Raw genomic sequence first — 9,264 nt, 5'->3', positions numbered from 1 at the left:
ACAAGCACATCGCCCTGCTTGTCGATAGCGTTGATGAAGAATATGAACGGCTCTCCAAAGCGGGAGTGAAATTCACCCTACTGCCAAAGACGATTCAAGATGTGGTGCGCATTGCATTTTTCAGAGACCCAGATGGATTGGACATTGAATTGATCGAATATTTATGAAAAAGTCCGGCATACTTAATTCCCAACTCTCCGGCCTCATCCCCGCGATGTGACATTCCGACAAGCTCGTCAGAGGAATGCAACGGCAGGCATGAGCTTGCCCGTTCGCGCTGCGAGCTTGCCGGCCGGTGGGTAAAAGCATACCCCCACGAGGCTCTGTAAATTATCGGTAGAAAGATGAGCATCGAGAAGATCATCGAAGAAGTGCTGAAAGACAAGGACTATTATGAGCGCTCCGGCGGCGGCTTGACGATTTCCGGCGGGGAGCCCATGGCGCAATTTGAATTTACCCGCGTGCTTTTGCATGCGGCCAAAGCGCGCGGCATTCACACCTGCCTGGATACTTCCGGCTTTGCTTCACAAGATAAATTTGCGGCATTATTGGACGCCGTGGATCTTTTCCTCTACGACTATAAAGCAACAGATGCCGCTTTGCACAAAAGTTTTACCGGCGTATCCAACCACGCGATACGCCGAAATTTGCATTTTCTTTATAGCAAACGCGCGCGCATCATGCTGCGTTTCCCCCGGGCGTTAACGATTCGCCTGCTCATCTCTCAGGCATCGCCGCGCTTGCCGCACGCTATCCCGGGCTGGAGGGGATTGAAATCATGTCGTATCATGTCATGGGCAGGGACAAGGCGGCGAGAATCGGAAAGCCGGCGCATTTGCGCGAGGTGCAAACCGCCGGCGAGGCAATGAGAATCAAATGGCTTGCAACGTTGCAGCGATTGGGCTGCACGAACGCGGCGTAACTCACGTGGTCGGTCCGGGGGGCGGGCTCGATCATCATCAGGAAAGGAACCCGCAAATGAGCACACCGATTGCGCGTCACATCACCGAAGAGCAGAAAAACCAATATCACCGGGAAGGCTATTTCCTCCCCGAGAAAGTCACACCGGACGAGCAGCTCGAAAAACTGCGCGCCGAGTGTGATCATCACGTCAACGAACAGAATGCCGAAATGGATCGTCTCGGCGTCGATGAGCTTGATCTCAGCCGGCGCAACAGCCGCTATTTCGTTTTCCTGCCTTACAAAAATCGGCCGCAGCTCGCCGAATTCATTTTCAGCGATCTGATGGCGGAAATTTGCCGCGCCACGATCGGCGGCGAGGCTATGCTGTTCTGGGAACAGTTCGTCATCAAGGGCACGGACAAAAAGGGCGTAGCGTTCGGCTGGCACCAGGATTTCGGCTATGTCGATCACACGCACAAATACTACGTCAACGCCTGGATACCGCTCGACGACGTGAACGAGGAAAACGGCATCATTTACATTTTGCCCTACTCACAAGCCGGCGCGCGCGAGAAGGTCGAGCACAAAGTTCTTCCGGGTTCGAATGATCGCATCGGTTATTTCGGCGACCACCCCGGCATTCCCATGAATTGCCCGGCTGGATCGATTGCGGTGTTTTCGATTACGGCTTTTCATCGTTCCGGCGCCAACAACACCAACCGCTTGCGCCGCATTTACTCCATCCAATTTTTTCCGGAAACTGTTTAGGAGGCCGATGACTCGCTCAAGGGCCTGGCCGAGCCCTTTCTGCAAAATGGCCGGCTGGTGAGGTGAAGATGGCGTTTTATGCGTTTGAGGTGAGGCGCGCACGCAGGTTTGTTCTTGCCGTTGACGCCGCACCGCGCCCTCTTGCGCTTCTCAAAAATATGTTTACTTTCTGGCGTGATGAAAAAGCCCAAAAATCACGCCGTTTGTTGGAGCCTCGCGCTCTGGTTCTCCTTTCCTGCCGCGCTTTTTGCCCAATTGCATGACATTCGCTTCGAGCAGGTGTCGGTGGAGCAGGGCCTTTCCAATTATGCCGTCACCAAAATCGTGCAAGATCAACAAGGCTTTCTTTGGATCGCCACCGAAGACGGGTTGAATAAATACGACGGCTACGCCTTCACGGTTTACAAGCCTGATCCCGCGGACTCCAATTCACTAGCGAGCAGATTTGTGCAGATGGTGTATGCCGATCGCACGGGGAATCTCTACGTCGGCGCAGGTTATGACGGCTTGCGCCGCTATAACCCCGACACCGACAAGTTCGACCGCTTTAAAAGCGAGCCGAATCATCCTGAAAGCCTCACAGGCAAAAGCGTTCAGGCCATTTTGGAAGACCAACACGGCGAGCTTTGGATAAGCACGAACGAGGGGCTTTATCGCTACGATCCGCAGCGCGACGCGCTGACGGTTTACCGCCACGATGCTCGCGACGCAGCGACGATCAGCAGCGATTACATCTTGGGACTTTGCGAAGATCGCACCGGCACGTTGTGGGTGGGAACCAATGCCGGCCTTAATCGCTTTCAGCGGGAACGAAACGCCTTCACGCATTATCGTCACAATCCCCAAAACCCCACGGGTCTCACCAGCGATCTAATCGGCCACATTCGCGAAGACCGCGACGGCGTCATTTGGATCGGCACCAACGCCGGCTTGAATCGCTATGACCACAAGTCTGATACGATCACGCGCTGCCGTTACGATCCCCAAGATCCATACGCCTTTATTCCCAACATGGTTTTCGATATTTATGAGGACAGCAAAGGCGCGTTATGGATCGCCACTTTTCATACCGGTTTGTGGCGTTATGATAAAACGACGGATCGTTTTTTCCGTTACGCACACGACCCCAATGATCCGCATTCACTCAGCGAGGATCGCATCAGTTGCATATTCGAAGATCGCTCCGGCGTGATGTGGGTGGGCACGTATCGCCACGGCCTCAACCGTTATGAGCGGCGGCAGGACGTTTTTACGCGCTACCCAACCCTGCGCAGCCAGGGCGTATACGCCATCTTGCAGGATCGCAACGGCGAGCTTTGGTTGGGAACGAGCGGCGACGGTTTATTGCGCTATGATCGTGAGGGAAAACTTCTCGCGCATTATCGCCACGATCCCGCGAAGCCAACGACGCTCGTTACGTATGGCATCCTGTCGCTGCACGAGGATTGCCGCGGCGAACTGTGGATCGGCACGGGCCGGGGCTTGAATCGCTACGATGCGGCAACGCGGAATTTTGTCCATTATCCACACCGACCGCTCGATCCCTCTCTCGCGGATCATTATGAAGTGAAAACCATTTTTGAAGACGCCGCGGGCGAGCTTTGGATCGGCACCAAAGGCAGCGGCTTGTGCAAATTGGATCGTGAGAAAAAAACGTTCACGTATTATCGCCACGACCCTAAGAATCCGCAGAGTCTCAGCGGCAATAACATTTGGGCGATTGGCGAAGATCAAAACGGAAATTTGTGGATCGGCACTTTCGGCAACGGCGTGAATCGTTTCGACCAGCGAACGGGAATATTCACTCGCTATCAGCACGATCCGAAAAATTCTCAGAGCCTGAGCAATGACGCGATCTATGCGATATATATCGAACCGGGCGGCGCAATTTGGGCCGGCACATTCGGCAGCGGTTTGAATCGGCTCGATCCCAACACCGGGCAGGTGACGCGTTACACGGATAAGGAGGGTTTGCCCGATAATTTTGTGAAAAGCATTTTGCCCGATGAAAACGGCAACCTTTGGCTGGGCACGGACAAAGGCTTGTCAAAACTCAATACGAAGAACGGGTGGTTCAAAACCTACACGGTCAAGGACGGCTTGTTGAGCAATCAATTTCTTTCGGGCGCATATTACAAAAGCGCTGAAGGCCGATTGTTTTTCGGAGGCGATGAAGGCGTCATTGCTTTTCATCCCGACAGCTTGAAGGATAATCCGCACGCGCCGCCGGTGGTCATCACGCAGTTCAATGTTTTCGGCAAGCCGGTGGCGTTGCCGGCCGCGCTCTCTTCGCTGGGGGAGATCAAACTTTCCTACCGGCAAAACTTTTTTTCGTTTGATTTTGTGGCGTTGGATTTTGCTGCGCCGATGGAAAATCAATACGCTTATAAATTGGAAGGCTTCGATCCGGATTGGGTGCAGAGCGGCACGCGACGTTTTGCGAGTTACACCAACGTCGATCCGGGCGAATATGTTTTTCGCGTGAAAGGCGCGAACAGCGACGGCGTTTGGAATGAGCAGGGCGTGTCCATCAACATCGTGATCACGCCGCCGTTTTGGCAAACGTGGTGGTTTCGCGCGCTCGCGATTTTTTCCGTGCTCGCCGCGGCTTTCACGTGGCATCAATTCAGAATCAGAAGAGTTGAAGAGAAAAGAGCCGCGCTCGAGAAACAAGTGGCCGAACGCACCGCTTTCTCCGAGGCGTTGCAGCACGCCCTCAACGAAGTGGAAGGCTTGAAAAACCGGCTCGAAGCGGAGAACGTTTACTTGCAGGACGAGATCAATCTCGAGCACAATTTTGGCGACATCATCAGCCGCAGCGAGGCGCTCAAAAAAGTTTTGCACAAAGTCGAGCAAGTCGCCGCCACCGAGGCCACAGTGTTGATTCTCGGGGAATCGGGCACGGGCAAAGAACTGCTCGCGCGCGCGGTGCATAATTTGAGCGAACGCCGCGACCGGCCTTTGGTGAAAGTGAATTGCGCCGCGTTGCCCGCGAATTTGATTGAAAGCGAATTGTTCGGCCATGAGAAGGGCGCTTTTACCGGCGCGATTGCCCGCAAAATCGGCCGCTTTGAGCTTGCCGATGGCGGCACAATTTTTCTCGACGAAATCGGCGAGCTGCCGCCGGAGCTGCAAGCCAAGCTATTGCGCGTTTTGCAGGAAGGCGAGTTCGAACGCGTCGGCGGGCAACAAACGTTGCGGGTGAATACGCGCGTCATCGCCGCCACCAATCGCGATCTCAAAGTAGAAATCGCGCACGGCCGTTTTCGCGAAGATTTGTATTATCGGCTGCACGTCTTCCCCATTACCATTCCGCCGCTGCGCGAGCGCCGCGATGATATTCCTTTGTTGATCAGCCATTTTGTGAAAAAGTACAGCGCCCGCACCGGCAAGAAGATCGAAACCGTTTCGCAAAATCTCATTGCCACCTTGCAAGCTTATGATTGGCCGGGCAATGTTCGGGAATTGGAAAACGTGATCGAGCGCGCCGTGATTGTGAGCCGGGGTAAACAACTCAAGCTGGACGATTGGCTTCCTCACACCGGCGCAAGAATGAATGCGCCGGGATTGATCTCGATCGAGGAGATGGAGCGCAATCACATCATTAAAGTTCTGGAGCAAACGAATTGGCGCATCAGCGGCGAAAGAGGCGCAGCGAAAATCTTGAACATCAATGCCTCGACGTTGCGCTCGCGAATGGAGAAGCTGGGGATTAAGAAGTGAGGTTTTTAGGAAGACGAGCTTGTTTGCAAAAATAGCTTGTTTTATTTGGCGAGGGAGATTATTACAGATGTAAACAAACAAAATGAAGCAATCAGAGAATATCTCTGATCCTACGCCGATCCTGCAGGACATCAAACGAGTGCGCCCGAGTGGAGGGTATCGGCGGCTGCGCTCGTTTCAAGTGGCGACGATCATCTATGATGCAACGGTTCTGTTCTGTGAACGCTTTCTATACAAGCGCTCTCGTACGATTGATCAAATGGTACTGGCCGCGCGCAGCGGGCGGCAGAATATTGCCGAGGGCAGCCGCGCCGCAGCCACTTCGAGCCAGACTGAATTGAAGCTGGTCAATGTGGCCCGCGCGAGCCTTGACGAGTTGCTGTTGGACTACGAGGATTTTTTGCGCCAGCGAGGCAAACGGCAGTGGCACAAAGATGATCGCGAAGCGCTTGCTGTGCGGGCGCTTGGCCGGAAACAGGAGCAGCAATCTTCAATCGATCACTCCGATCCCGCTGCTCACTGGAAAATTTACGCCGCCTGTTTGGAACATAAGGATTCCGAAATTGTTGCCAACACGATTATTTGTTTGATCCATCAGACGAACTATCTTTTGGATCAACAGATCACCGCGCTTGAACGGCAATTCATCGCCGAGGGTGGCTACAGGGAGCAATTAGCGGCAGCGAGACTTGCCGAACGGTCGAAGCAGAATCGTGTTGATCAAGCGCAGTCAAATGAACAAGCTCATAAGAAAGCTCCTGCTTGCCCTACCTGTGGAAAGCCGATGGTCTTGCGCACCGCGCGCAAAGGCAAAAACGCAGGCTCGCAGTTTTGGGGGATGCGCTGGTTACCCGAATTGTAGAGGTACGAGGGCAATTTAGAAATCCGGCGGATCGGCCAGATGTGACGTTTCTTCTCAAATTCACGATATTTCGCAAATTCGCTATATATCGCAAGTTTCGCTGAAGCCTGCCTGAAATAAACAATCATCGTTATCTGCTTTTTCCAAAAGCCACTTGGAGCCGCATCCAAGTGGCTTTTTTATTTTGGCATGGTGGTTGTCATGGCATCGTCACGCCGAAATCAATCACGAGAGAACGAAATGCAAACGATTGTTGTAGAAGCGAACTTTCAAAAAGAAGTGCTCGAAAATCCTGAGCCTGTGCTCGTGGAGTTTGGCGCGGATTGGTGCGGCGCGTCTCATATGCTCGCGCCCATCCTAGAGCAATTGCGCGAGGAGTTCAAAGAGCAAATCAAAATCGTGCGGGTGGATATTGATGCCTGTTCGCGTGTAGCCGCGGAGTACGGCATTCAAGATATTCCAATGCTGGTGTTTTTCAAGAATGGACAACTCGTCGATCAGATCATCAGCCTCGCGCCGAGGCCAATCATCGCCAACAAGCTTCGTGCGTTGTTGCGGTGATGCCGACGATACGGCGTTATACCCGTTATGGGTGAGCATCACATTGCTACCGTCACTCCCGCGAAAGCGGGAATCTATAAAAAAACGACTCTCCGAGGATAAGCCATGCACTGGATCTATGCTCATCTCATCGGCGATTATCTTTTGCAGAATGATTGGATGGCAAAAGGCAAGAAAGCCGACTCCCGGGTTTGCACAATGCACGTGCTGATTTACATGCTGCCGTTTCTGTTTACCGGCATGGCTTGGTGGCAATTGCTGTTGATCGCGCTGCAACATTGGCTGCAAGACCGGACGGACTTCGTGTTCTGGAGTATGAAGGCCATGGGCCGCAACGAGTTCGTCGCGCAGCCGCTCGCGCCGTGGTCGATTATCATTACGGACAACATTTTTCACATTCTGTGGATTGCTTTGGTCGCGACGGCATAAGAACCGCAGCGCACAACTGATCCACGCGGTTTTTCCTTTTCAATTCCCGTTCATTTTAAAGGGAGATTTCGGTATGAAAAAAATCTTGCTGTTGTTGCTCGCCCTCATGCTGACGCCGATGCTCGCTTCGGCGCAGAGCAAATTTTCGGTTGCTCCCGCCGCGGGTTTCTATAAAGCAAAGCTCGACGTGCTCAATGATGACTTGAGCGCGCTCGAAGATCTCGGCGCAAAAGTGGAGAAGCCCGGCGGCAATTTTCATTTGGGCGGCAGATTGTATTATCAAAAAAACGCGCGCTGGAGCTGGCTCGCCGAGGCCAATCTTTGGAAGGATCGCGGTGAAGGCCGCATCCAAGACGGCGGCGCGAGCTTTGACTTTGAGCAACGGGTTCGCCTCGTGCCCATCATGATTGGCTCGCAGTATTACTTCAGCCAACCTAAAGAGAAGGCGCGCATCTACGCCGGCGCAACGGGCGGCATCGTGCTCGTGAACGTGAAAGCCGAGTTCAACCTGAATGTGCCGGGCCAGGGGCAATTCTCCGAATCGCCCTCGGCCTCGGGCAATGATTTGGTGAGCAAGCCCTTCATCGGCCTCGAGTTGGCGAACACGAACAAAATGTTCTTCTGGGGCGAGGTGGGATATTTGATCGGCAAATATACGGTCGAGCTAACCGATCCCCTCTCCGGCGCGACGGTGGAGAACGATGTTTCCCTCAACGGCTTGCACTTTACCGCCGGTGTGAGGTTTCGGTTGTGAATGGCGGGCAAACTCGCGTCCGCGAAACATAAAGGAATTGCGAAAGGGCATTTAGTTTAGTGGAGTGTCAATTTGAAGTTTGACGCTCCAAGTTTCGCGAAAAAATCTCAGCGATCAACATAAAAAAACTTGTTTCCCGCTAAGAACCCTGTGAATGCCGGCCATGAAGGCTGGAGGAGACAAAACAAATGAAGCGAAGGTTTATCTTTTTGCCAGCCCTCACGCTTTGGCTGTTCGCGGCGGGCTGCGAAACCGAATGGCTGATCAATGAAGAAGGCAACCTCGTTCCTAAAACCGTTGAGCACGATTCATCCTTGCCGGCGATTGCAATCAACGGCAGCACGTTTCACGCGGAAGCATTCGGCAATCCTGCGGACAAGATGCTGGTGATCTTGCACGGCGGGCCGGGCGCGGATTACCGCTACTTGCTCAACTGCAAACAATTTGCCGGGCGCGGTTATTACGTGATCTTTTACGATCAGCGCGGCTCGGGTTTATCAAAACGCGAGCGCAAAGACTCCTATTCCATTCAGTTGATGTTGGACGATTTGGCCGCCGTCATTGCGCATTACAGAACTTCTTCGGAGCAAAAGATCATTTTGCTCGGGCATTCGTGGGGCGCGATGCTGGCGACGGCTTATATCAATCAACATCCCACTGCGATTGACGGCGCGATCCTGGCCGAGCCGGGCGGTTTTATTTGGCAGGACATCCTGGATTACGTGAAGCGCACGCGCCAATTCAGCTTCACCGGCGAAACGCTAAATGATGCCGTGTATCTCGAACAATTTATTACCGGCGACGAAGACGAGCATGCGATACTCGATTACAAGTTCGGATTGCTCTCCTTCGCGGATGAGGCCGAGGACAGCCCGCTGGGGAATGAAGGCGCGTTGCCGTTCTGGCGCGGCGGCGCGATTGTGAATCGGGCGTTGTTTGAATTGGGCGAGAAGGAGAAGCCGGACTGGACCACGAACCTTCAGCAATACACCACCAGGATACTTTTTGTCTATAGTCAGCGCAACAAAGCCTACGGGCTTGATCACGCGCGCAAAGTTTCATCCGCATATCCCAACGTGCAACTTGAGCGCATTGACGGCGCCGGGCATGATTTGCTCACGTTTCCGGCCGGCTGGAATTATTTCTTTCCGATGGCGCTAACTTACTTGGAGTCGCTTTGAGATGAAAAACGTCACATTCATTTTCATGTACGCGGCGTTGCTCGGCGCGGCAGCTCTTGCCGGGGCGCAAACGCTCAACTGGA

Annotated in this window: 8 protein-coding genes and 1 pseudogene; all 9 read left to right on the top strand. The window is 53.5% G+C overall.

Annotated elements, in window-relative coordinates; genetic code table 11:
• Window positions 1-167: VOC family protein (locus tag FBQ85_21145; protein MDL1877645.1), on the top strand; the 167-nt coding region annotated here is incomplete at its 5' end.
• 177 nt (window positions 168-344) lie between these two features.
• On the top strand, window positions 345-869 hold the full coding sequence (locus tag FBQ85_21140; protein ID MDL1877644.1) for a radical SAM protein: 525 nt from the start codon (window positions 345-347) through the stop codon (window positions 867-869).
• Between the two features lie 7 nt (window positions 870-876).
• Window positions 877-1,671 carry a phytanoyl-CoA dioxygenase family protein gene (locus FBQ85_21135; GenBank protein ID MDL1877643.1) on the top strand — a complete coding sequence of 265 codons (795 nt, stop codon included), beginning with the start codon at window positions 877-879 and terminating at the stop codon, window positions 1,669-1,671.
• A gap of 177 nt (window positions 1,672-1,848) precedes the next feature.
• A complete protein-coding gene (locus tag FBQ85_21130; GenBank protein MDL1877642.1) occupies window positions 1,849-5,394 on the top strand; it encodes an AAA family ATPase in 3,546 nt (1,181 codons plus the stop codon).
• Window positions 5,395-5,476: 82 nt separating this feature from the next.
• A pseudogene (locus FBQ85_21125) lies at window positions 5,477-6,275 on the top strand (four helix bundle protein).
• 170 nt (window positions 6,276-6,445) lie between these two features.
• On the top strand, window positions 6,446-6,817 hold the full coding sequence (locus FBQ85_21120) for a thiol reductase thioredoxin (protein ID MDL1877641.1): 372 nt from the start codon (window positions 6,446-6,448) through the stop codon (window positions 6,815-6,817).
• A 105-nt stretch (window positions 6,818-6,922) separates the two neighbouring features.
• Entirely contained in the window at window positions 6,923-7,246 is a 324-nt protein-coding gene (locus FBQ85_21115; GenBank protein ID MDL1877640.1) for a DUF3307 domain-containing protein, read from the top strand.
• A gap of 73 nt (window positions 7,247-7,319) precedes the next feature.
• A complete protein-coding gene (locus FBQ85_21110; protein ID MDL1877639.1) occupies window positions 7,320-8,000 on the top strand; it encodes a hypothetical protein in 681 nt (226 codons plus the stop codon).
• 188 nt (window positions 8,001-8,188) lie between these two features.
• Window positions 8,189-9,181, top strand: coding sequence for an alpha/beta hydrolase (locus FBQ85_21105; GenBank protein MDL1877638.1), 993 nt, complete (start codon window positions 8,189-8,191; stop codon window positions 9,179-9,181).
• The last annotated feature ends 83 nt before the right edge of the window (window positions 9,182-9,264 follow it).

This window comes from Cytophagia bacterium CHB2 (assembly GCA_030263535.1).
Classification (GTDB): domain Bacteria; phylum Zhuqueibacterota; class Zhuqueibacteria; order Zhuqueibacterales; family Zhuqueibacteraceae; genus Coneutiohabitans.
The sequence above is the reverse complement of the archived record's forward strand: the minus strand, read 5'-3'. Positions and strand labels throughout refer to the sequence as shown.

Coding starts and splice junctions, on each gene's coding strand:
- FBQ85_21120 (MDL1877641.1), top strand. CDS start 6,446: ATGGTGGTTGTCATGGCATCGTCACGCCGAAATCAATCACGAGAGAAC.
- FBQ85_21115 (MDL1877640.1), top strand. CDS start 6,923: ATGCACTGGATCTATGCTCATCTCATCGGCGATTATCTTTTGCAGAAT.
- FBQ85_21130 (MDL1877642.1), top strand. CDS start 1,849: ATGAAAAAGCCCAAAAATCACGCCGTTTGTTGGAGCCTCGCGCTCTGG.
- FBQ85_21140 (MDL1877644.1), top strand. CDS start 345: ATGAGCATCGAGAAGATCATCGAAGAAGTGCTGAAAGACAAGGACTAT.
- FBQ85_21110 (MDL1877639.1), top strand. CDS start 7,320: ATGAAAAAAATCTTGCTGTTGTTGCTCGCCCTCATGCTGACGCCGATG.
- FBQ85_21105 (MDL1877638.1), top strand. CDS start 8,189: ATGAAGCGAAGGTTTATCTTTTTGCCAGCCCTCACGCTTTGGCTGTTC.
- FBQ85_21135 (MDL1877643.1), top strand. CDS start 877: ATGGCTTGCAACGTTGCAGCGATTGGGCTGCACGAACGCGGCGTAACT.